This window comes from Pantoea sp. GM_Pan_4 (genome assembly GCF_026541005.1).
Taxonomy (GTDB): Bacteria; Pseudomonadota; Gammaproteobacteria; order Enterobacterales; family Enterobacteriaceae; genus Pantoea; species Pantoea dispersa.
This window is the reverse complement of the sequence record NZ_JALNUZ010000001.1, coordinates 1163893-1183331: the sequence shown is the minus strand read 5'-3', so window position 1 is coordinate 1183331 and position 19439 is coordinate 1163893. Positions and strand designations below refer to the sequence as shown.

The following is a 19439-nucleotide window of genomic DNA, read 5'->3' as shown; positions in this document are numbered from 1 at the left end:
TATAACCCACTGTTTATGGGTAATTAACCTGATGCACTTATCGTAGCGGCGCAATTCATTGCGCAATAAATTGCGCCGCTACAGGTCCGGATTTGCCTGATAAAAATCAGGCCACAACCGTTACGCGCTGACCGGCAAACTCAACCGTCTGACCGGGAAAAATCTTGCAGCGCTTACGCGTCTCGATGGCACCATCAACGCGCACTTCGCCTTCGTCGATCACCGCTTTGGCCTGCGCGCCGCTCTCCACCCAGCCTTCCAGCTTCAGCAGATCGCACAAATCAACGTGCGCATGTTTACCCAGTGAAAAACTCGCCATTATGCCTGCTCCACATCGTGATATTGCTCGCACGCCAGCAGCGTGTTCTCAATCAGCGTGGCGACCGTCATCGGGCCAACGCCGCCCGGTACAGGCGTGATGTAAGCCGCGCGCTCAGAGGCTGACGCAAAATCCACATCACCGACCACTTTGCCACTTTCCAGCCGGTTAATACCGACATCAATCACAATCGCACCTGGTTTGATCCAGTCGCCCGGGATAAAGCCCGGCTTACCGACCGCCACTACCAGCAGGTCGGCATGCTCGACGTGATGGCGCAGATCTTTAGTGAAACGGTGAGTGACGGTGGTGGTGCAGCCGGCCAGCAGCAGCTCCATGCTCATCGGGCGACCGACGATATTTGATGCGCCAACCACCACGGCGTTCAGGCCGTAGGTATCGATGTTATAGCGCTCCAGCAGCGTCACGATGCCGCGCGGCGTACACGGACGCAGCTTAGGGGCGCGCTGGCACAGACGACCGACGTTATAAGGATGGAAGCCATCAACGTCTTTGTCCGGCGTGATGCGCTCCAGCACTTTGACATTATCGATCCCGGCCGGCAGCGGCAGCTGCACCAGAATGCCATCGATAGCGTCGTCATTGTTCAGCTCATCGATCACATCCAGCAGCTCGGCTTCGCTGGTGCTGGCGGGCAGGTTATAAGCGCGCGAGACAAAACCGACCTCTTCGCAGGCGCGGCGTTTGTTAGCGACATAGATCTGCGATGCCGGGTTTTCACCGACCAGCACCACGGCCAGGCCAGGGGCGCGTTTACCGGCAGCGAGACGCTGCTGCACTTTTTCGGCAACCTCAAGGCGCACCTGCTGCGCAATCGTTTTACCGTCAATAATTTTTGCTGCCATCAGAGAGGAAATCCATCTGTAGAGAGTTAAATCGGGGATGGCGCCTATTCTGTCAGAAGCGCGTGCGGCTGTCAGTCACAGATTCGTTTACGCGACCGGTTTCCCGATTTTTCGCCGTGGCGCGCGCCAGGCTTAGCGCGTATTATGCCCGCCAGGCAATGATGTGGAACACGTGATGATTTGGTTGATGCTCGCCACGCTGGCGATAGTGTTTGTTGTGGGATTTCAGCTGCTGACCGCCGGTTCGCGCCACGCCGCGCAGGCGCTCAGCAAGCGGCTGCAGCTGCCGCCGGTGCACGTTGAATCGCTGCTTGCGCAGATGGGCAAAGAGGCGGCAAACGAGTTCACCGATTACATTCGCGGCGACAACGAAGCGCACCTCAATAATGGTGCGGCAGTGCTGCTGATCTGGCAGGTGCTGATTGTTGATGGCAGCGATGAGAACGCGCAGCGCTGGCATCACCTTCTGACGAAGGCGGGGTTCTCCGCTCTGATTTCACGTCAGCAGCTGTTGCTGGCGCTGGGCTTTCTGCGCCAGCTGGAGCCGGACAGCCAGGAGCTGCATGCGTTACGCGAGCAGTATAATGCGCGCTTCACGCCGCAGGGGATTGAACTGGAAGGGGAATCCGCGGAGGTGAGTAATCTGGTCTCGCTGAGCGAGTGGCGCCAGCGTCATTAAGGCGAATTGTTCATTCCCTCGTCACTCTGCCGTCCGTTGGCGGCAAAAACGTTGACGCGCCAGCGTGCCGACGTATAATCCGACGCATCTTCTATGCGCCCTTAGCTCAGCTGGATAGAGCACCGGCCTTCTAAGCCGTAGGTCACAGGTTCGAATCCTGTAGGGCGTGCCATTTTCACTTCTCCTGTCGTCTACTAAAGTCCAGAAAATCCCAGTCAGTAAGCACCTTCCCGAGAATCTCGTTATCTCAACGTCTACTATCATCTATTGAAATCAACAATCATGTGGGGGTACATTTGGGGGTATAGTTCTGTTCAATGAGATGAGATACCCCCAAATTGAAACTTAATGCCCGCACAGTGGACACTTCAAAGGCCAAAGATAAAGCCTACAAGCTCTCTGACGGCGGCGGTCTTTACCTTCTCGTTAACACCAATGGCTCACGATACTGGCGCTTAAAGTACCGCGTTGCGGGAAAAGAAAAGCTGCTGGCGCTGGGGGTATATCCTGATGTCTCTCTGGCCGATGCTAGGGCGAAGCGTGATGAAGCAAAACGCACTTTAGCTGCTGGTGGTGATCCGGGTGAGGTTAAACAGACGGAAAAGCAGGCTAAGATTCTGGCGGTCAGTAACAGCTTCGAAGCACTGGCGATTGAATGGCATGAGCATAAGCGCCCTAACTGGTCACTGGGCTATGCCAGTGACATCCTGGAGTACCTGCAAAAAGATGTGTTCCCGTTTATCGGTAAACGTGCCATCGCAGAAATCAAAGCGGCAGAGATGCTGCTGGTGCTCAGAAAGATGGAGCAGCGTGGCGTTCTGGATAAATTGAAGAAAACACGTCAGGCTTGCCGCCAGATTTTCACCTACGCCGTCATCACCGGCAGGGCAGAGCATAACCCTGTTACCGATCTCGCCGGCGCACTAAAAGCGCCAAAGCAAAAGCATTTCCCTCATCTTCTCACCGAACAGATTGGCGGCTTCCTTCGCGCACTTAGTGAATACACTGGCAGCAAGGTTACACAAAATGCCACCCGGCTGTTGATGCTTACTGGCACACGCACGATTGAATTACGCGCCGCTGAATGGGCTGAATTCGATTTAGAGAAAGGCATCTGGCAGATACCTGCAGAACGTATGAAGATGCGCCGCCCTCATGTAGTGCCGCTTTCCATCCAGGCTAAATCTCTCCTTGAAGAAATTCACCAACTGACGGGAAGAGGTCGCTATGTGTTCCCCGGCCGCAACGATGCAGGGAAGACGATGAGCGAGGCCAGTATCAATCAGGTTATCAAACGAATCGGTTATGACGGTAAAGCTACCGGTCACGGCTTCAGACACACTATGAGCACCATTTTGCATGAGCAGGGCTATAACACTGCATGGATTGAAACGCAGCTGGCTCACGCAGATAAGAACAGTATTCGTGGCACCTACAACCATGCCCAGTATCTGGACGGACGTCGTGAAATGCTTCAGTGGTATGCCGACTATATGGATGCGCTGGAGAATGGCGAGAACGTGGTTCATGGCTCGTTTGGGAAGCGTGCGTAAAACACTGGAAAAGTAAACAGTAGTGATCTATATTACGCCTTAGTGGACATTATTTGCTCTTTAACACTAGGTGATTTACTTAGTTGAGATCACTGATTCTCTGAAAAAGAGACGTTCTTTAACAAGCTGGGTTGCTCTATAGGTGGTAGCGTTTCTAAAAGCATGTGAGAAATGCCCCATATCTTTATAACGCAAGCAACCCTCCGGCGCTGAAAGGCGCATTGTTCGTTAAAATATTAGGACGCTCCCTGTTGCAGGGAGGCCACTGAAACGTGGCAGATTGACTCATTCACAAATCGAAATGAGCACATAATTTCTCTTTAAAAACTGACTACCTGGAATACCAGGAACAATAAAGTAGGCCGGTCTCATCCGGCTAAATTCATTGTTTTATTACTGTGTTCCATGAGTCATGCGCAGCCGACAAGGCTGAAAGCTTTTTAAAATACTGAGTCCGTACTCCGCCCCTGTGGAGACTTTAGTAAAAGACTAAAGAGGACATATTCTTTAAAATCTATCCTTAGGGGTGAGCAGCCCCGTCATCTGATCGTGATTAAATCTGCTTTCAAAATCTAACCTTCATAGTTACCGCACATGTTCATCATGTTGTGGCTTTTGCTATACCTAAAATCTGGAACTGAAATAAGCCCTCTCTACTTAGATGGGGCTTTTTTTATGCCTGGAACTGAGGAAAAACTCATGACAACATCAAAAAAGTTAGTCCGTCTTTCGGAAGTGTTGACACGCACCGGATACAGTAAGGCATGGATTTATAAGCTTATTGCTCAAGGCCGATTCCCTCAATCAGTAAAGATTGGAGCGCGCTCGATTGCTTTTGTCGAAAGCGAGATTGATGAGTGGATTGACCAGCGTATCGCTGAATCTCGTGGTGAGGTGGCCTGATGGAAATGAAAAACCGCCCATTACAGGCGGCTAATCAGGGAGCTGACGCCTCTGATGTTACGCCTGCCACAGTTATTAAGCCAGCGCCTAAGAAGCATCGAGCGCGTCTCTTTATGCTCCGTAGCGGTGCCAGTGGATTTACTGAGAATGAGCTTCTTAGACATTGCCGTCTGTCTTCTGGCCGTAATTACGCCAGTGAATTAGAGCGCCAGTTAGATATTCGCTTGGAGCGCATTGACGAGAAAAACCCGGACGGCATCGGAAGCCACTTCCGTTATCGCTTCACCTGCAGAGCTGACGTTATGCGTGTTATCCGCCTGATGAAATACAACGCCTCTGCTGGTGGCTATACCGGCCTGTCTCAGCATGAGATTAACGACATTCTCTCCCTCTACCCGGATGCGTTCAGCGCCGCTTAACGGAGCCTGACAAATGAAAACTGAAAAAAGCAGATTAAATTCTGAGGCCGCCCCTCAGCCCACAACCAGCATCAGCGATATTTCAGGAAACGACTTTGCCACTATTGTCCCGGTTATTTCCGGCCAAATCGGTGGGCGTGAAACCAATATTGTAAGTGCAAAAGCTCTGCATAAAGCATTAGGCGTGGGTAATGACTTCTCTACCTGGGTAAAACTCCGCATTGATGAATATGGGTTTACCCTCGGAGCTGATTACGTGGTTTTTGATTCCTCAGATTTCAGGAATCAAAGTGCAAATATTGAGCAGGCCGAACGCGGATGGGTCACGAAGCGCGGCGGTGATCGTCGCAGTAAGGATTACGGCCTTTCGCTTGGGATGGCAAAAGAAGTGGCTATGGTTGAGCGCAATGAACAGGGCCGTGCCATACGCCGCTACTTCATCCAGTGTGAAGAGGCACTACAGCGCAGCGTGCCTGAGATTGCCGCACAGTATCGCCGCCAGCTTAAAGCCCGCCTGAGTGCCGCCAACATGTTTAAGCCGATGTGCGCCGCTCTGGATGTTGCCCGTGCAGAACAGGGGAAACAGACTTTATCCCGTCACTACAGCAACGAGAGCAACATGATCGCCCGTATTGTCTTGGGTGGCCTCACGGCTAAGCAGTGGGCGCAGGTAAATGGCTTTCAGGGCGAACCACGCGACGGCATGAATTCATCTCAGCTGGAGCACCTCACCTATCTCGAAAGCACCAACATCACGCTGATTGATATGGGCATGGCCTATGACCAGCGGAAAGCCGAACTGATGCGTCTGTCTCAGCGGTGGCTGGCTAAACGCCTGGAGGCAGCCCATGACTAAGCCCACCAGAAATCCAACCCCAAACGCTCGCTATCAGGACGCCAGCGGCGCGATGGTCACAGTACACAGCGTGCAATTTAATCGCGTGACGTTCTATAGGGATGGTTATTCAGCACCCTGCAAGCAGTCACTGGAGCGCTTTATGCGTGAGTTTAAAGAGGTGAAGCCATGATTGCCGTCCAGAGTAAGCGCTTCCCGCTGGCTGGCCTGTTAATGAATGCTAGTCCAGAGAACCTCACAAAACCTGACATCCACTTAGCCAAAAGTTTGGCTTTGTGCCTGACGATGTGTAAAGCCATGATGCGTAAGGCAGTGTCTTACACTGGTATTGCTGGTTATCACAAACAGGCAAAAAACCGCTTGCCCTCTTTGCAATCTTCGGACTATCCTCAACCTGCACTGGCAAAATCCGGTGTCAGGATTGGCGTCCTGGTAATGTTGTCGGCGACACTTGACGCGCCTAGCGTCTTTTTTTGTGTCGTAAATCTGACTCACCCTTTTTTCGGCGATATGGTTATAATCCGTGTCGCTCACGAAGTAATGGTGGGCTGGATGGGGGCGGAGAAATCCGCGCCGGTTTCCGATAACGCCGGTTACGCCAACCCTGTTCAGTCCACCACCAGTGAAATTGGCGTTTCCGGTGGTGGTATCAAATACCAGTTATCGGAGGCTGCCACCATGGCTACTACCCTCACCCAAACCACGCCCAAATTTGAGTTTCGTTTTCTGGCTCTGTCACGTGCTGACATGATGGCCAAGCCCTGTCGTGTATCCGTTGAAGCCACCAGCGAGAAAGAAGCTCGCCGCGTTCTGGCGCCTCACTTCATCCTGTCATTAGCCGCACGCCTGCCAGTTCATCAGGAGGTGGCTCATGCATAACGACAACATCAAATCCCACTCTGCAGATTTCAAACGTACACAGGCCATCATCGGCAATGAGAACGCCCCGACGCCAAACACACCCGAAAATATCTCTCGTGATCGCCTACTGCGCGCTCAGGCTGGCTTGCTCCACCTGCTGACCGAGGTGATTCCACTGATTTCGGATGAGAAGCAGCGCCATGAGATGTACCTGCTTGTGGATGGCATCCACAACCTCACCCGCTTCGAAGAGTGCGATGCCATTAAAGAACATCAGGCACAGGGGGCGAAAGCATGAAACACGTCAACACCTCGGTATCAATCCAGCGCCCGCAGACGGTTGCTGTGCTTACTCAGCAGCAATCGCCTCTTAACTCAGTGTCTATCGACATTCATAACGCTGATAAGTACGCGCATCAGCTGGCTGAAATTTATAACGGCAGCGTCCACGCAGCACTTATGGAGCACGATCCAAAAGCCGCAGTGCGCATCGCAACACTGTTTGCTGAGCTGTGTTCAACCACCGATCGTGCCGGCATGCGTATCACCAGACTTTCCAGCCAGTTTGCTCATGGGGGTGTTATTTGATGGCTATTTCATTTGCTGACCTTGACGGGCAAGCAGCGAATCTCAAGAAGGCTCGCGCCGTTCTATCCATCCTCCTGGAGACGATGCCAGGCACCGACGTTAACGAGGATTACACCTGGCTCATCAATCTGGCGCACGGCACTGTTCACGACACTATCCAGGCGCTTGAGGCCGCAGTTGATGCTGAGCTGAAATCACGCGAAAAGGGAGCGCAGATTAAATCATGAAAAACGTTCTCAAATTCCCAGCAATGCCGGAGAAATCCGGCTCTTTCTCAGCAGAAGCCACCCCTGATGGGGTGCGCTTTGGCAACAAGATAATTGGTTACTCTTCAGTTATTCGCCAGCTGCATGAAGGGCGATTTGATAGGCCGCTCTCAGAAGGTTTTGGCGTGATTGCAGAGCTGTCGCTGGCTGAGATTAATGGCTGGTTCAAACCCAGCGCAGAACAGCAGGTTAACGTCTGGCGCTGGCTGGTCGCAGGTGTGTTTGTCGTCGAGCAGATGAAGGCTAATGGCACAGTCGAGGTGGACCAGGGCAATGGCACAACGGCTTATGCGGTGCGTTACGTGGGTGAGCATGGCGGAATTGTCGTTTATCCGGCAACCGAGCGATTCTCGCTGGCGAGAAATATTGAGGAACTGGCGTTTGAGCAGTTCACCCATGACAACCCTCACCATAAAGCCCTGATGATTTACCAGTCCATGCTGGAGGCATCCCCGGACGGTGGCATGACGCTATCCAAATGGGGGCGTGAGGGTATGGCCATGCTCCACGATGGATTTATTGAAATGCTGAATACCGAAGGTATGCCAGCCGCACCAACAGCGCACTGAGGGAGATAGCCATGACAATTATCACTAAAAACTTCCGACTGAACGCGCTGGCGAACCAATATTCAGCGGCAATTTATAACCACGTCAGTCAGAAGAATGGGGGCGACTGGTTCCCGATGGAAATCAAAGGTCATCGGATAGAGGTTGCCATTGTCGACGGTTCAGCCGGTATCAGGATGCTGGTGGACAGCTATCTGCTGGAGCCGATGAAGCAGGAATATCCGCACTGGGAGGCACTGGCGAGCAATCAGCTGACCCTCTGCACAGACGGCAGCAGCCTCACTGAGCGCGGAGAAAGCATCTGGCAGAGCATGATTAATGACATGAGCGCCTCTCTTTCTAAAGGGGAGGTGAGTTTCCATGCGTAATTACGACCTTATCCGGGAGACAACAACCGCCGCAGCTAACCGGTGGCCGATGGTGCTGAGTCAGCTGGGGATTGACGTGCCGCGCTCACCCCGCCAGCACGCTCCATGCCCCGCGTGTGGCGGTAAAGATCGCTTCCGTTTCGATGACAAAGGGCGCGGTAGTTTTTTCTGCAACCAGTGCGGCGCGGGTGATGGTTTAGACCTGATCCAGAAGGTTAATCAGTGCGGTACAACAGAGGCCGCCCGTATGGCGGCTGATGTGCTGGGTATTGATTACCGGGTGACAGAAACTGACCAGAAAGCCGCCAGCCAGAGAAGGCAGCAGCTGGACGAGCAGCGCCACCAGCATGAGCAGCAGCGCCAGCAGAAGGAAGCTGCCGAGGCAGAACAGCGCCGTGAGAGCTTTGTGAGCCACTATCAGAGGCTCTCAGCGCAAACCACGTCAGGCGAAAGTGAATATCTGATTGCCAGAGGGCTAAACGGTTTCACTCTGCCTTGCTTGTCCGATGGAGCAATTTTGCTGCCGCTGGTGGACGAATCCGGTGGTGTGGCCGCAGCACAGACCATCACGCAGCAGGGGGAAAAGAAAGTGCTCTATGGCTCAGCCAAGCGCGGAGCGTGGCACATCGTTAACCAGCCGCAGGAAGTGAAGGAAATCATCATTGGTGAAGGCTTGGCAACAACCCTCACCGCTCACCTGATACGGCCTTATGCGCTGGCAGTGGTGGCGCTCGATGCCGGTAATCTACCGACAGTCGCAGAGACTATGCGCCGCCTGTATCCGAACGCCGCAATCATCATTTCCGGTGATAACGATTGGCATGAGCCTGGCGAACTCGATGACAACGGCAAGCCGAAGGTAAACGGCGGAAAGATATTCGCTGACAAAGCCGCTGAAGCCGTTAACGGAGCCGTTTCATTACCTCCCACACACTACAAGGCCGACTGGGATGATTACCGTCAGCAGAACGGGCTGGAGGCAGCCACAGCAGCATTTAACGATTCACTGTACCAACCGCAAGGGGAAAGCATGGGCGCTCAGTTGGAAGTCATTGAGGGAGGTAAAACAGCAGCATCCGATCCCGATGTACTCAAGCCACGAATTGAAAGCCGTCAGGATGGCGTTTACTGGGTTGAGCCAAACACCGATAAGCAGACCGGTGAAATCATCAACCGTGAAAGCTGGCTGTGTTCGCCCCTGCAGGTTATCGGCACCGGCCGCGACGATAAAGACCAGTTTCTGATCCTACGCTGGCAGGCATGGGGTTCAGATAGCGAGACCACGCAGGCGATCCCGTTGGCCGACATTGGCGAGCGTGAAGGATGGCGAACGCTCAAAGCTGGTGGCGTGAACGTCACAACCAAAAGCGGCCTGAGAGCGATTCTGGCTGACTGGCTACAGCGGAACGGCTCGCGGGAGGTCTGGAGAGTGGCGCACGCTACAGGGTGGCAATGCGGCGCTTATATCATGCCTGACGGAGAGATTATCGGCACTCCTGATAAGCCTGTACTGTTCAACGGCCGTAGTTCTGCCGCTGCCGGTTACACCTGCCGGGGAAGTGCTGAGAGCTGGCGCAACAGTGTTGCCGCACTCGCTGCCGGTAACTACTCAATGATGACCGGTGTAGCTGCTTCGCTGGCAGCCCCTCTGATTGGGCTGGCGGGTGCGGATGGCTTTGGCATCCATTTCTATGAGCAATCGAGTGCCGGTAAAACCACGACCGCGAACGTTGCCAGCAGCCTCTACGGTAATCCTGACCAGCTGCGTCTGACGTGGTACGGCACCGCATTAGGGCTGGCTAACGAGGCCGCCGCGCACAACGACGCGCTGATGCCGCTGGATGAGGTAGGACAAGGCGCGGATCCGGTTAGCGTCTCACAATCAGCTTACGCCCTGTTCAACGGCGTGGGAAAACTGCAGGGAGCCAAAGAAGGCGGCAACCGTGACCTGAAACGCTGGCGCACCGTGGCGATCAGCACCGGCGAAATGGATTTAGAAACCTTCATCGCTACGGCTGGCCGAAAGGCCAAAGCCGGTCAGCTGGTAAGGCTGTTAAATATCCCACTGAGTAAGGCTGTGCGCTTCCACCAGCACGCGAACGGCAAGCAGCATGCCGACGCCCTCAAGGATGCGTATCAGAATCATCACGGCGCAGCGGGGCGTGAGTGGATTACATGGTTAGCCAGTAACCAGCAGCAGGCCGCAGAGGCTGTAAGAGAGGCGGAGGCACGCTGGCGCGGCTTGATACCGGCAGAATATGGTGAGCAGGTTCACCGCGTAGGCGCACGCTTTGCCATCTTAGAAGCTGCGCTCTTGCTTGGTCGGGTGATCACTGGCTGGGATGAGCAAACGTGCCGGGACGCCGTTCAGTACAGCTACAACGCCTGGGTGAGAGAGTTCGGTACCGGCAACAAAGAGCATCAGCAGATCATCGCTCAGTGTGAGGCGTTTCTTAACGCCAACGGCTATAGCCGGTTTGCACCCTTCCCGTATGACCCTCAGTCACTGCCCATCCGTGATATGGCGGGTTATCGCGCCAGCGGAAACCATGACGATGACCCGATTGTGTTCTACACCTTCCCGGCGACGTTTGAGCAGGAGATCGCCAGCGGATTCAACCCCAAACAGTTCGCCCGGGTGCTGGTGGAAAGCGGGATGCTCACACCACCGTCCAGCGGCAGAGGCTATCAGCGTAAGTCACCGAGGATTAACAAGCGGCAGTACAACGTGTATGTGATCCAGTACCGTCCAGAGGATGAATCATCCGAAGAATAAATCTCACACGTGAGAGAAATAGTGTTGGTTCAGTTGGTTCAGTTGGTTCAATTTGTAAGGAGTGATGATTTATAAGGATTTTAATTCAGAAAGTGAACCAACACTGAACCAACAAACGGCTGTTTTGAACCAACAAATTAACAATTCTTTGCCCTCAATACCGATTCGAAGAGACAGACCATGACAACACTGAGCATTAAACGTAAGCCTAAAGGGCTTTATGGGAAGCCAGAGCAGCAATCAAAGCAATCTGAAACAGAGGCCACCAGCAACGACAAACCCGCGCAGAAGCCCGCAGGCGCAGCCAGAAAGCAGAGCGCAGCAGCTAAGCGTAATCACCGCCGTCTGGAGAAGCTGTCCAGCCTGTTTCCCGCAGTGATAAACCTTACCGAACCAAAGCCGCTGAAGGTGGGCATTCTGGAAGACATGAGCCAGAGCCTGAAAGCACGTGGCGAAACCTTTGGCGAAGGCCAGATTAAAAATGCGCTGGCGCGTTATACCCGTAACTGGCGCTATCAGACGGCGCTGGCAGCTGGTGGATCACGCTATAACATCGAGGGGCAGCCAGAGGGCCAAGTGACTGCCGAACAGCAACAGAAAGCCGCTGAGATGTTGGCTCAGCTTAAAGGTGGCGCTGATGATAAGTGACAGCACAGCGGAGGAACTGGAATCAAAGGGGCTTTTTAGGAGAGCCGCTTCACGCTGGCTGGAAGTGTTCGACAAATGCGAAACTGAAGCCGGTAGAGAGTGGCTCAGGAACCGGCGCAATGAATGCCTGGCAAAGCGAGTGCGCCCCGCTGTGTTGGTAGATACCTTTGGCGATGTCACCAGAGCAGCCTCTGATACACAACGGCGCATGGGATTAGCTAAACCCGGCGGCGAGGCTTTCCGGCTTAAAGCAAAATAAAAAGTTAGCTCACCCGGCTGAGTGAGAAACAATCAAATGATTGCAATGCTGAAGCTCATTGATAGGATGTTTCCGATTGCAATCAAAGGAAATGAAAATGAAAAAAATTATCGCACTGGCGTTAGGTTCTTTGCTTCTGGCTGGATGTACCACTCCTGCTCACAATTATGTTCCACAAGTAAAATCTTTCAGCATTCCCCAGCTCAATACAGTAACAACCACGTATGTTGGTGAGGACATGATTAGACAGGGTGTGGATGCCAGTATGGAGGTTCTGCATTTTGATTCACCAACCGAGATCGGGTCGCTGGGAACTTATACCGTTCCAGCTGGAGACTACGTAAAAACTGGTGATGACGCCAAATCAGAATACTTTCTTTCGACTGAAAGAACGACCGGAACACAGGTGCCTTTCCGGGTGATGGTCAATGACCCACCACAAAGCATTCAGGTGTCTAAATCAGGCAAAGAGGTGTGTGTAGTTTCCATCTATGGGGGCACTAAGTGCTCATCCAATGTGGCTTACAGTAAGAAAAAAGTTAACACCGAGCGCGAATCTTCCTTCCAGCAGACGCTAATCTACAACGGCAAGGTGGGTCAAAAAATCAATATCGGTTATAGAGAGTTTCAGGGCGGGTTAGCTAGGGCGGCGTTCTCCAACGAAGTCGAATATGACTTAGCTGAGTCCAAAACCATTCGTTACAAAGGGGCTATTGTTGAAATTATGGATGCCAATAACCAATCAATAACCTTCAAAGTCCTTAAAAACTTCAACACTAACTAATTTTCCTCACTAGAAACCTAACCTCGCTCCGGCGAGGTTTTTTTATGAGCAAAATATTCGGTCAAAAAGATCAAAATATCATTTCATAAATCGGCATATTGATATTAACCGTTTCACATTTTGCAATTATAATCACTGTATGTATATCAGGGGGTGATTATGATTAAGAAAAGAGTAGCGCCGATACTTCTCAGCCTTGAACAGGTTGAGGCACTCCAAAAAATCCAGCAGCAGGAACGCGCCAAATCACCATTAGGCGTAGCTCCAACTATTCATGTTATTGCTCGCGGTCTCATGGACAAAGCGATCGCACAGTTTGCTAAGGGGGCGTGATGGAGCAATTACAGCGCCTGGCTGAAATTATCGCAGAGACCTACATTCATGACCGAATCCGGGAGCATGGTAACGCTCAGTTCACCCACAACGGTAAAACCGGCGAAATACGCCGCGAATTGCTGGCATCGGGGCTGGTGGATAACTGTGTTTATGCTGCCCGCTCCGGCGGCAAGGTCGATTATGAACGTGAGGCATATACCATGCTGATGGAGATGATTTCTCTGGATGGTAGGGAGTACCAGGTAACAAACCACGGTCTGAACGTAATCGAAAATATGCACCGCATCGCGCTGGCTAAAACTGCGCCTCGCCTCAGTCATTAAGGGGGATGAATGGCTGATACCAAATTGGGCGGCGTATATTACGAAGTCGATATTGAGCTTGAGAAGGCGCTTGAAAAGGTGGCAAAGCTCGATAACACACTTGATGGCATGGGTAATTCCGCTGTTAAAGCGGGCAAGCAGATCAGCATCGCAGAACGCTCAATGTCATCGCTTTCTCGCGTGGCCACTGCGCTTACCGCAGCTCTGTCAGTTCAGCAGGTCGCTGCCTATGCTGATGCCTGGGCGAATGTGAACAACAAACTGGCTAACGCTGTCAGGCCGGGTGAGCAGTTAGCGTCTGTTACTGAGCGAGTTTTCAACATCACCCAGCAAACTCGTTCAAGCCTCGATGCCACTGCCTCACTGTATGCCCGATTAGAGCGAGCGACCCGCCAGTATGGAACCAGCGCAGATGACCTCGCTAAGCTCACCACCATCATCAATCAGGGGTTTGTGGTATCGGGTGCTACTGCACAGGAAGCTGAAAACGCCATTATCCAGCTCTCACAAGGTTTAGCCTCTGGCGCACTGCGTGGCGAAGAATTTAACTCGGTGAATGAGCAGGGAAACCGCCTCATTGTGGCGCTGGCTGATTCAATGGATGTCACCATTGGTCAAATGCGCAATATGGCCGCGCAGGGAAAACTGACGACTGATGCGGTGGTCAATGGCCTGCTTTCCCAAGGGGCCAGCATCGGGCAGGAGTTTGCCAGAACCACAGCGACAATCGGACAATCTCTGGAGGTTGCGGGTAATAATATCACCCGTTTTATTGGCTCATCTGCGACCGTTAAAGCCGCTGTTGCCGTGTTCAATAGTGCGGTGATCACATTAACTGAAAACCTCGATTCAATTTCGACAGCCGTTCTGGCTGTAAGCGCCGTGATGGGATCAAGATATGTTGGTGCGCTGGCAGCTGCTACAGCACAACAAATCGCTAATGCCGCAGCAGCTTACAGAGTCGCAACAGCACAGGGAGCTATGACGGCGGCAGCGGCTGGTGCCAGAGGGGTCATGGCGCTGATTGGTGGGCCTGCTGGCGCAGCTACTCTGGCAGCAGCGGCAATCTTCTATTTCTACCAAAAAGCTCAGCAGGCAAGACAAGAAGCCAACAATTTAGCCGACAGCGCAGCCAATCTCGCAGCCAAGTTTAAGGATATGTCAGCCACTGAGGTTGGCGCATCAATTGCGCGCCTGCGAGAGACTATCCCGAGCCTAACGGACAGCGTCGAGGATGCGCAAAAGACGTTTGATAACACCGTTTATCGTGTGCGCGATCTCCGTAAAGAAATCGATAACTGGGGTACTGGAACCACGAGAGGCCGTCAGGCATCAGAGGCTTTATCAGGTGCTATTGATCAGCAGAATATCGCAGCGGAATCTCTGGAAAAAGCTCAACGCCGCCTGAGTCAGACACAAAGCGCCATCATCCTTGGCCAGGCCCAGTTAACAACAGGCTTGAAAACAGGCATCGACTTGCTAAGTCGTGAAACAACGGCTGCTGGTGACGCTGCTGGAATGATGTCTCATTTCGCCAAGTCGATAAATCAGGCCGCTAGTGCGAAGGAGCGTTTTAACTCCACCAGCCTGATTATTACTCGTCCGAAAGACATTCAGGACTACCTCGACAACCAGCAGGAACAAATCGACCTGCAAAGTGAGTTTAACGAGAAGAAACGCGCCCAGCTCAAAGCTGAAATGGACATTCGTAATCTTGCCAAAAAGGACGGAAGCACCAATTCCGACCAGATAGAGCGTGATGTTCAGCTGGCACGCGAAAGGGCCGGTGTGACATTCGACCAGCAGAAAGCAGAAGAAAATCGCCGGAAAGCCCAGCAGCAGAGCGAGCAGCAGGATAAGCGGTCAGCCTCTTCGGCTGAATCTGTTTCTCAAAAGCTGGAAAGCCTGCGTCAGCAATCCGAATTATCAGCCGACTCTACAACTGAAATGAGCCGCGCTCAGGCCGTTCTTCAGGCCCAGTTGTCACTGGGTAAAGGGGCCACTCAGGAGCAGATTGCGCTGGCCGGTAAGTATCGTGGCGAGATATGGGATACGTCCGCAGCAATCCGCGCTCAGGCTGCCGCTATGAAGCTAATCCCTGAGCAGGCTGAGAACACACGCTATAAGCAGGATGTCGCTGACCTCAAAACGGCGCTGGAGCAAAAGACCATCACTCAGCAGCAGCATGACGCAGCCGCCGAGCAAATGGAGCAACAGCACCAGGTCAATTTAGCCCGAATCCGGGCAACGCAGAATGCCGGAGTGACATCACTTCAGGAAGCTCAAGGTGCTATCGACCCGGTTCAGGCACTGGCTAATGAGAACGCCAAAAAGCTCGCGTTAATACAGGAGTTCGAAACCGCTAAGGGACAAATTACCCTCAATGGCCTGGCATTAATGAATGCTGCCAACACGCAATACGAGCAACAGCGCATCGCGGCGCAGTGGGAAATCTATCGCAACCAGAGCGCCGCTAACAGCCTTCTGGCTGACGCGGTTGATTCTCTGCAGGGTGGCGCGACAAATGCCATTACCGGCCTTCTGAACGGCACTCAGAGCCTCAGTGAGGCATTCGCCAACATCGGCAGCACAATCCTGAATAGTGTGGTCAGTGGTCTGGTAGAGATGGGCCTGCAGTATGTGAAAAACATGCTCATGGGACAGGCAGCAGCATCAGCAGCGCTTGGGGCAACAGCAACGCAGGCAACAGCCGCAGCAGGGATGTGGGGGCCGGCAGCAGTGAGCGCATCGATTGCCACCATGGGAACCGCTTCAACCGTAGGCACAACAGCCTATTCAACAGCGTTGATGGCATCTAAAGGTTTAGCTGTGGCCGGTGCGCGTGAGCATGGCGGTCCTGTTCTGGCAAACTCAATGTATCGTGTCGGTGAAGGCGGCAAGCCTGAAATCTTTAAAGCCAGCAATGGCAGCCAGTACATGATCCCGGGTGATAGCGGAAAGGTGATTAGTAATAAAGATATCGCCGGCGCTGGCGGCAACGGAGGAGTGAGCCTAGAGGTCAATTTCAACATCACTACCACTAACGGTATTGATGACGCCACACAGAAGCAAATGATCCAACAGATGGAAATAGTTGCCCTGAAAGTAGCGCGAGAGCAAAGCACCCGGGATGGTGGCTTTCTTCAAAAACGGATTAAGAAGTGATTAGGGGTTTCGCAGAGACGCGATCATGTTGAGTTTGGTCAAGGTAAAGCGGGTATGACAAAAAGCATAAGGTGGTAGACAGATGCCTGACAGCACGAAAGAACAGGCCAGCCGTGACAAAGGCGGCAAATGGAAGAAAGGCGCATCGGGTAATCCCGGCGGCCGCAGCAGCAAAGCAGCTGAACTGAGGCGTGTGCTGGAAGGTGGCGCTGATGATGCTGTGAAAACCATCATGGACGCGGCTAAAGAAGGAGACATGGCAGCATGCCGGCTCATTCTGGACAGAGTAGTGCCACCGAGTAAGCCGGTATATCAGCCAGTATCTTTTGAGCTGGACGACAGCGATTTACCCGCCGCCGCCCGTTCCGTGGTGAAAGCCATTGCCGCAGGTGAACTACCCGCCGACCAGGGGAAGATGATTCTTGATGGCCTGGCGAACATGGCGAAGATTATCGAAATTAGCGAACTAGCTGAGCGTATCGCTGAGCTGGAGAAAACACAGGGGAACGGACCATGAGCCTGTTACGACGAATCGAAGCACTTGAGGCCACTATCGGAGCTCAGACCAACAGCAGCGGACCCGATGAAATCTGGCTGATTGGCGTCAGCCCGGACGGTTCCCGCGAGTGTGGGGGCGGCTGGGTGAAGGATAAGGGGCTTTTCCGCACCGCTACGGCTGAAGAAGCGCAGCGCCATAATCAGCTTGCACTGCAGGGTAATCATCATGGGTAGTCTACTGGCACGACTTAACCGGCTGGAAAAGGCCATGACGCCGAAAGATGGTGATGTACAGGTGATTTCAGCCCTGATGGATGAGTTAGCCGGCAATGCCCCATCAGGAGCCTATCAGAAGGTTATAGAGCGCCTGGCAGTGTGTGGTCATAACTTCCCTCAGTCATCAGAACTCAGAGCGTTGCTGGTGGGTGGTAACGATGAACATTAAAGCCCGCCTGGCTGCTCTGGAGAAGGTGGCTAGAGATAAAGGCAGCAAATCCATTGATGGCCCGCAGCCACCCGTCAGAACGGACTACGTGCGCGAGAATGGCGCGTTTGACCATGATGGTTACAGAGATGCCGCAGACCGATGGAGCATCGAGGTATTTGGCAAACCGCTGAAGCAGGTGGCCGAAGAGATTGCCGGGAACGAAGGGTTTTGACTGACCACAGCCCGCAACATCTACCTACCCCATGCATACCTGACAAAAGTTAACTTTGAGGCGCAACAGAATGTGTGAACAAATAAAAAGTATCGCAGTAGCAAGAGAGAAAGTGTTCCTGATGTTTGGAAGCGACAGCTTGAAAATGTTTGATGAGGTGCTCAGCTTTGTGGAGGGTGAAATCATCGTTGAAGAATGCAGGGTTTCACTTTACGACAAATCGGGTACGTTGCGTTTCCGCGCCGGTAATCAGCCTGAAGGTGATAATTTAAAATGACTTACGGTATCGGTGTATGGGATGAAAATGGCAAAGATATTAATAACGGCATGCTGCCCACTCTGGTTTTGAGCTACATATCCCTGTCGTCCGGCGAGCTGTCAGGCTCCTGGAACATAAACGTACCTTCCGGTAACAGGCTGAATTTTCATTTCCTGCTTAACGGGAACGAGGATGGAAAGGGAAACCGCCGCAATATTACTGTCAGCGGAAATACCGTGAACATGTCCCCTGCTGATTCTAGCGCTACTGGCGATAATATTTACCCTCCCGGTGCGGGATGGTTAATTTTCTGGGCTTCATGATATGGGTAAATATGGTGTAATGCTGACGTTCCCCGATGGAACGCCATTTTATATTGATGACACCATCCCGCTTGCGCTGGTTTATAAGCGTGATTTTTCTTTTGATGCTAGCAATACCACAGCCATGGTGCTTGAGCCAAATACCGGCGTGCCTTACCTGTATTTCATCCGCTTCTATGAACAGTATTCATGGGGCTATCAGTATCCGGGTGTAGGTAACTCCGCAGGCAAACACGTGATCGACGTGGGCGCATATTATGGCGGCACGGTTTCAGGCCGGCTTTACTGCTTTGGCGCAGTCGCTCAGCCAATAAACTCAAGGTACGGTGTCGCTATTTTCGATGCGCAGGGGCGATGCATGCTCACTCATGAAACCAGAGTACTCAAGGGGCTGAATAAAACGGGCGCCAGTGGTAATCAGGGCACGGCAACGTATCTCAACGAGACGATCGCCGGGCGCAAAGCCATTGCCCCGGGTCGCACCGGCATCATCATTTACTCGCAGAACGTGGGCGGCAACATCATCACTGCGCTGGAGCCACACGCCACGGCCTGCTGGCAGGACGGTGGGAATACGCGTATCGCATCAGTGCCAACCACACGCAGCAGGCAAACCATTTCCATAAATGAGACCTCCGGTAACAACTACCGCCCACTTTATATTGATTGTAATCAGTATGACTAATCGAGGTGGCAGGCATATGACAAACAAACCTAAGCCCCATGCTAACAGAGGATTGGTTGCTGAAATTGTTATACATAGCTCAAGCTGTAACGCTGAAGAGCTAAATCAGCATTTAAGTGATGGCAAAGAGAGAGCGGTATTACTGAAGCAGCTGAAAGCCTACCATCAGCACCAGAGTGAGCGCTTTGCGCGGTGGCAGGCTTCAGGGTACCGACATGATTAAAAGCCCGTCCATTAGCCGATGCCTGATGTATTACGTACTATCCCATGCGCAGCCAAAACGCGAGCGGGAAAGCCTTGCAAACGTACCGACATTAGCAGCAATGGTCGCTGCAAATACCACGGCGGACACAGTACCGGAGCAATATCGGCAGAGGGAAAAGCTCGTCAACTGGATGGATACCGCCGCTGGCAAAGAGAACGGGCTAACAGCCTGCAGAAGTGATTATTCGAATGGCAACACAGCAAACATGAGAG

General features: G+C 52.8%; 29 protein-coding genes and 1 tRNA gene. 28 read left to right on the top strand and 2 right to left on the bottom strand.

Annotated features, from left to right (window positions below; translation table 11 throughout):
* Positions 1-106 precede the first annotated feature (106 nt).
* Together ybcJ and folD are read right to left on the bottom strand one after the other, a co-directional pair.
* The gene (gene ybcJ, locus OXR61_RS05865) at positions 107-319 is read right to left on the bottom strand and encodes a ribosome-associated protein YbcJ (protein ID WP_010618497.1); all 213 of its coding nucleotides are present in this window, start codon (positions 317-319) and stop codon (positions 107-109) included.
* On the bottom strand, positions 319-1185 hold the full coding sequence (folD, locus tag OXR61_RS05860) for a bifunctional methylenetetrahydrofolate dehydrogenase/methenyltetrahydrofolate cyclohydrolase FolD (RefSeq protein ID WP_021508629.1): 867 nt from the start codon (positions 1183-1185) through the stop codon (positions 319-321). Before folD ends, ybcJ begins: the two co-directional genes overlap by 1 nt.
* A gap of 175 nt (positions 1186-1360) precedes the next feature.
* Between folD and OXR61_RS05855 the strand changes: the two genes are divergently transcribed.
* The 28 genes from OXR61_RS05855 (at position 1361) to OXR61_RS05720 (ending at position 19407) form a co-directional block, all read left to right on the top strand.
* The gene (locus OXR61_RS05855) at positions 1361-1864 is read left to right on the top strand and encodes a DUF1198 family protein (RefSeq protein ID WP_021508628.1); all 504 of its coding nucleotides are present in this window, start codon (positions 1361-1363) and stop codon (positions 1862-1864) included.
* 95 nt (positions 1865-1959) lie between these two features.
* Positions 1960-2036 (top strand) — tRNA-Arg (locus OXR61_RS05850).
* Between the two features lie 166 nt (positions 2037-2202).
* On the top strand, positions 2203-3417 hold the full coding sequence (locus OXR61_RS05845) for a tyrosine-type recombinase/integrase (protein ID WP_125308913.1): 1215 nt from the start codon (positions 2203-2205) through the stop codon (positions 3415-3417).
* 699 nt (positions 3418-4116) lie between these two features.
* Entirely contained in the window at positions 4117-4320 is a 204-nt protein-coding gene (locus tag OXR61_RS05840; protein WP_125311585.1) for an AlpA family transcriptional regulator, read from the top strand.
* Positions 4320-4739 carry a hypothetical protein gene (locus tag OXR61_RS05835; protein ID WP_267411138.1) on the top strand — a complete coding sequence of 140 codons (420 nt, stop codon included), beginning with the start codon at positions 4320-4322 and terminating at the stop codon, positions 4737-4739. Before OXR61_RS05840 ends, OXR61_RS05835 begins: the two co-directional genes overlap by 1 nt.
* A gap of 13 nt (positions 4740-4752) precedes the next feature.
* Positions 4753-5595 carry an antA/AntB antirepressor family protein gene (locus OXR61_RS05830; RefSeq protein WP_125311581.1) on the top strand — a complete coding sequence of 281 codons (843 nt, stop codon included), beginning with the start codon at positions 4753-4755 and terminating at the stop codon, positions 5593-5595.
* Positions 5588-5767 (top strand): DUF4222 domain-containing protein, encoded by a 180-nt coding sequence (locus OXR61_RS05825; RefSeq protein WP_125311579.1) that lies wholly within the window; start codon positions 5588-5590, stop codon positions 5765-5767. Before OXR61_RS05830 ends, OXR61_RS05825 begins: the two co-directional genes overlap by 8 nt.
* On the top strand, positions 5764-6474 hold the full coding sequence (locus OXR61_RS05820) for a host cell division inhibitor Icd-like protein (protein ID WP_267411137.1): 711 nt from the start codon (positions 5764-5766) through the stop codon (positions 6472-6474). The genes OXR61_RS05825 and OXR61_RS05820 overlap by 4 nt, the downstream gene beginning before the upstream one ends.
* The gene (locus OXR61_RS05815) at positions 6467-6754 is read left to right on the top strand and encodes a transcriptional regulator (protein ID WP_267411136.1); all 288 of its coding nucleotides are present in this window, start codon (positions 6467-6469) and stop codon (positions 6752-6754) included. The genes OXR61_RS05820 and OXR61_RS05815 overlap by 8 nt, the downstream gene beginning before the upstream one ends.
* Complete coding sequence (locus tag OXR61_RS05810; RefSeq protein WP_267411135.1) at positions 6751-7044, top strand: hypothetical protein; 294 nt, start codon at positions 6751-6753, stop codon at positions 7042-7044. Before OXR61_RS05815 ends, OXR61_RS05810 begins: the two co-directional genes overlap by 4 nt.
* On the top strand, positions 7044-7271 hold the full coding sequence (locus OXR61_RS05805; protein WP_267411134.1) for a hypothetical protein: 228 nt from the start codon (positions 7044-7046) through the stop codon (positions 7269-7271). The genes OXR61_RS05810 and OXR61_RS05805 overlap by 1 nt, the downstream gene beginning before the upstream one ends.
* Positions 7268-7879, top strand: coding sequence for a hypothetical protein (locus tag OXR61_RS05800; RefSeq protein ID WP_267411133.1), 612 nt, complete (start codon positions 7268-7270; stop codon positions 7877-7879). The genes OXR61_RS05805 and OXR61_RS05800 overlap by 4 nt, the downstream gene beginning before the upstream one ends.
* Before the next feature lie 11 nt (positions 7880-7890).
* Positions 7891-8247, top strand: a complete 357-nt coding sequence (locus OXR61_RS05795) for a hypothetical protein (RefSeq protein ID WP_267411132.1) — start codon at positions 7891-7893, stop codon at positions 8245-8247.
* Positions 8240-11023: a TOPRIM and DUF927 domain-containing protein gene (locus tag OXR61_RS05790; RefSeq protein ID WP_267411131.1), complete on the top strand. Its 2784-nt coding sequence runs from the start codon at positions 8240-8242 to the stop codon at positions 11021-11023. The genes OXR61_RS05795 and OXR61_RS05790 overlap by 8 nt, the downstream gene beginning before the upstream one ends.
* Positions 11024-11203: 180 nt before the next feature.
* Positions 11204-11671, top strand: a complete 468-nt coding sequence (locus tag OXR61_RS05785) for a ProQ/FinO family protein (RefSeq protein ID WP_267411130.1) — start codon at positions 11204-11206, stop codon at positions 11669-11671.
* Positions 11658-11930, top strand: a complete 273-nt coding sequence (locus tag OXR61_RS05780; protein WP_267411282.1) for a PerC family transcriptional regulator — start codon at positions 11658-11660, stop codon at positions 11928-11930. Before OXR61_RS05785 ends, OXR61_RS05780 begins: the two co-directional genes overlap by 14 nt.
* Positions 11931-12027: 97 nt before the next feature.
* Positions 12028-12714, top strand: coding sequence for a hypothetical protein (locus OXR61_RS05775; RefSeq protein ID WP_267411129.1), 687 nt, complete (start codon positions 12028-12030; stop codon positions 12712-12714).
* 159 nt (positions 12715-12873) lie between these two features.
* On the top strand, positions 12874-13047 hold the full coding sequence (locus OXR61_RS05770) for a hypothetical protein (protein ID WP_267411128.1): 174 nt from the start codon (positions 12874-12876) through the stop codon (positions 13045-13047).
* Positions 13047-13373, top strand: a complete 327-nt coding sequence (locus OXR61_RS05765; protein WP_267411127.1) for a hypothetical protein — start codon at positions 13047-13049, stop codon at positions 13371-13373. Before OXR61_RS05770 ends, OXR61_RS05765 begins: the two co-directional genes overlap by 1 nt.
* 9 nt (positions 13374-13382) lie before the next feature.
* Positions 13383-16538, top strand: coding sequence for a tape measure protein (locus OXR61_RS05760; protein ID WP_267411125.1), 3156 nt, complete (start codon positions 13383-13385; stop codon positions 16536-16538).
* A gap of 82 nt (positions 16539-16620) precedes the next feature.
* Positions 16621-17055 carry a hypothetical protein gene (locus OXR61_RS05755; protein WP_267411123.1) on the top strand — a complete coding sequence of 145 codons (435 nt, stop codon included), beginning with the start codon at positions 16621-16623 and terminating at the stop codon, positions 17053-17055.
* Positions 17052-17270 carry a hypothetical protein gene (locus tag OXR61_RS05750; protein ID WP_267411121.1) on the top strand — a complete coding sequence of 73 codons (219 nt, stop codon included), beginning with the start codon at positions 17052-17054 and terminating at the stop codon, positions 17268-17270. The genes OXR61_RS05755 and OXR61_RS05750 overlap by 4 nt, the downstream gene beginning before the upstream one ends.
* A 34-nt stretch (positions 17271-17304) precedes the next feature.
* On the top strand, positions 17305-17481 hold the full coding sequence (locus tag OXR61_RS05745; RefSeq protein ID WP_267411120.1) for a hypothetical protein: 177 nt from the start codon (positions 17305-17307) through the stop codon (positions 17479-17481).
* On the top strand, positions 17471-17695 hold the full coding sequence (locus OXR61_RS05740; protein ID WP_267411118.1) for a hypothetical protein: 225 nt from the start codon (positions 17471-17473) through the stop codon (positions 17693-17695). Before OXR61_RS05745 ends, OXR61_RS05740 begins: the two co-directional genes overlap by 11 nt.
* A 70-nt stretch (positions 17696-17765) precedes the next feature.
* Positions 17766-17972, top strand: a complete 207-nt coding sequence (locus tag OXR61_RS05735) for a hypothetical protein (protein ID WP_267411116.1) — start codon at positions 17766-17768, stop codon at positions 17970-17972.
* Positions 17969-18277: a hypothetical protein gene (locus OXR61_RS05730; protein WP_267411114.1), complete on the top strand. Its 309-nt coding sequence runs from the start codon at positions 17969-17971 to the stop codon at positions 18275-18277. The genes OXR61_RS05735 and OXR61_RS05730 overlap by 4 nt, the downstream gene beginning before the upstream one ends.
* A gap of 1 nt (position 18278) precedes the next feature.
* Positions 18279-18962 carry a hypothetical protein gene (locus OXR61_RS05725; protein WP_267411112.1) on the top strand — a complete coding sequence of 228 codons (684 nt, stop codon included), beginning with the start codon at positions 18279-18281 and terminating at the stop codon, positions 18960-18962.
* Between the two features lie 241 nt (positions 18963-19203).
* The gene (locus OXR61_RS05720) at positions 19204-19407 is read left to right on the top strand and encodes an HGGxSTG domain-containing protein (protein ID WP_276591546.1); all 204 of its coding nucleotides are present in this window, start codon (positions 19204-19206) and stop codon (positions 19405-19407) included.
* The last annotated feature ends 32 nt before the right edge of the window (positions 19408-19439 follow it).

Coding starts and splice junctions, on each gene's coding strand:
- ybcJ (WP_010618497.1), bottom strand. CDS start 319: ATGGCGAGTTTTTCACTGGGTAAACATGCGCACGTTGATTTGTGCGAT.
- folD (WP_021508629.1), bottom strand. CDS start 1,185: ATGGCAGCAAAAATTATTGACGGTAAAACGATTGCGCAGCAGGTGCGC.
- OXR61_RS05855 (WP_021508628.1), top strand. CDS start 1,361: ATGATTTGGTTGATGCTCGCCACGCTGGCGATAGTGTTTGTTGTGGGA.
- OXR61_RS05840 (WP_125311585.1), top strand. CDS start 4,117: ATGACAACATCAAAAAAGTTAGTCCGTCTTTCGGAAGTGTTGACACGC.
- OXR61_RS05835 (WP_267411138.1), top strand. CDS start 4,320: ATGGAAATGAAAAACCGCCCATTACAGGCGGCTAATCAGGGAGCTGAC.
- OXR61_RS05830 (WP_125311581.1), top strand. CDS start 4,753: ATGAAAACTGAAAAAAGCAGATTAAATTCTGAGGCCGCCCCTCAGCCC.
- OXR61_RS05825 (WP_125311579.1), top strand. CDS start 5,588: ATGACTAAGCCCACCAGAAATCCAACCCCAAACGCTCGCTATCAGGAC.
- OXR61_RS05820 (WP_267411137.1), top strand. CDS start 5,764: ATGATTGCCGTCCAGAGTAAGCGCTTCCCGCTGGCTGGCCTGTTAATG.
- OXR61_RS05815 (WP_267411136.1), top strand. CDS start 6,467: ATGCATAACGACAACATCAAATCCCACTCTGCAGATTTCAAACGTACA.
- OXR61_RS05810 (WP_267411135.1), top strand. CDS start 6,751: ATGAAACACGTCAACACCTCGGTATCAATCCAGCGCCCGCAGACGGTT.
- OXR61_RS05805 (WP_267411134.1), top strand. CDS start 7,044: ATGGCTATTTCATTTGCTGACCTTGACGGGCAAGCAGCGAATCTCAAG.
- OXR61_RS05800 (WP_267411133.1), top strand. CDS start 7,268: ATGAAAAACGTTCTCAAATTCCCAGCAATGCCGGAGAAATCCGGCTCT.
- OXR61_RS05795 (WP_267411132.1), top strand. CDS start 7,891: ATGACAATTATCACTAAAAACTTCCGACTGAACGCGCTGGCGAACCAA.
- OXR61_RS05790 (WP_267411131.1), top strand. CDS start 8,240: ATGCGTAATTACGACCTTATCCGGGAGACAACAACCGCCGCAGCTAAC.
- OXR61_RS05785 (WP_267411130.1), top strand. CDS start 11,204: ATGACAACACTGAGCATTAAACGTAAGCCTAAAGGGCTTTATGGGAAG.
- OXR61_RS05775 (WP_267411129.1), top strand. CDS start 12,028: ATGAAAAAAATTATCGCACTGGCGTTAGGTTCTTTGCTTCTGGCTGGA.
- OXR61_RS05770 (WP_267411128.1), top strand. CDS start 12,874: ATGATTAAGAAAAGAGTAGCGCCGATACTTCTCAGCCTTGAACAGGTT.
- OXR61_RS05765 (WP_267411127.1), top strand. CDS start 13,047: ATGGAGCAATTACAGCGCCTGGCTGAAATTATCGCAGAGACCTACATT.
- OXR61_RS05760 (WP_267411125.1), top strand. CDS start 13,383: ATGGCTGATACCAAATTGGGCGGCGTATATTACGAAGTCGATATTGAG.
- OXR61_RS05755 (WP_267411123.1), top strand. CDS start 16,621: ATGCCTGACAGCACGAAAGAACAGGCCAGCCGTGACAAAGGCGGCAAA.
- OXR61_RS05750 (WP_267411121.1), top strand. CDS start 17,052: ATGAGCCTGTTACGACGAATCGAAGCACTTGAGGCCACTATCGGAGCT.
- OXR61_RS05745 (WP_267411120.1), top strand. CDS start 17,305: ATGACGCCGAAAGATGGTGATGTACAGGTGATTTCAGCCCTGATGGAT.
- OXR61_RS05740 (WP_267411118.1), top strand. CDS start 17,471: ATGAACATTAAAGCCCGCCTGGCTGCTCTGGAGAAGGTGGCTAGAGAT.
- OXR61_RS05735 (WP_267411116.1), top strand. CDS start 17,766: ATGTGTGAACAAATAAAAAGTATCGCAGTAGCAAGAGAGAAAGTGTTC.
- OXR61_RS05730 (WP_267411114.1), top strand. CDS start 17,969: ATGACTTACGGTATCGGTGTATGGGATGAAAATGGCAAAGATATTAAT.
- OXR61_RS05725 (WP_267411112.1), top strand. CDS start 18,279: ATGGGTAAATATGGTGTAATGCTGACGTTCCCCGATGGAACGCCATTT.
- OXR61_RS05720 (WP_276591546.1), top strand. CDS start 19,204: ATGCCTGATGTATTACGTACTATCCCATGCGCAGCCAAAACGCGAGCG.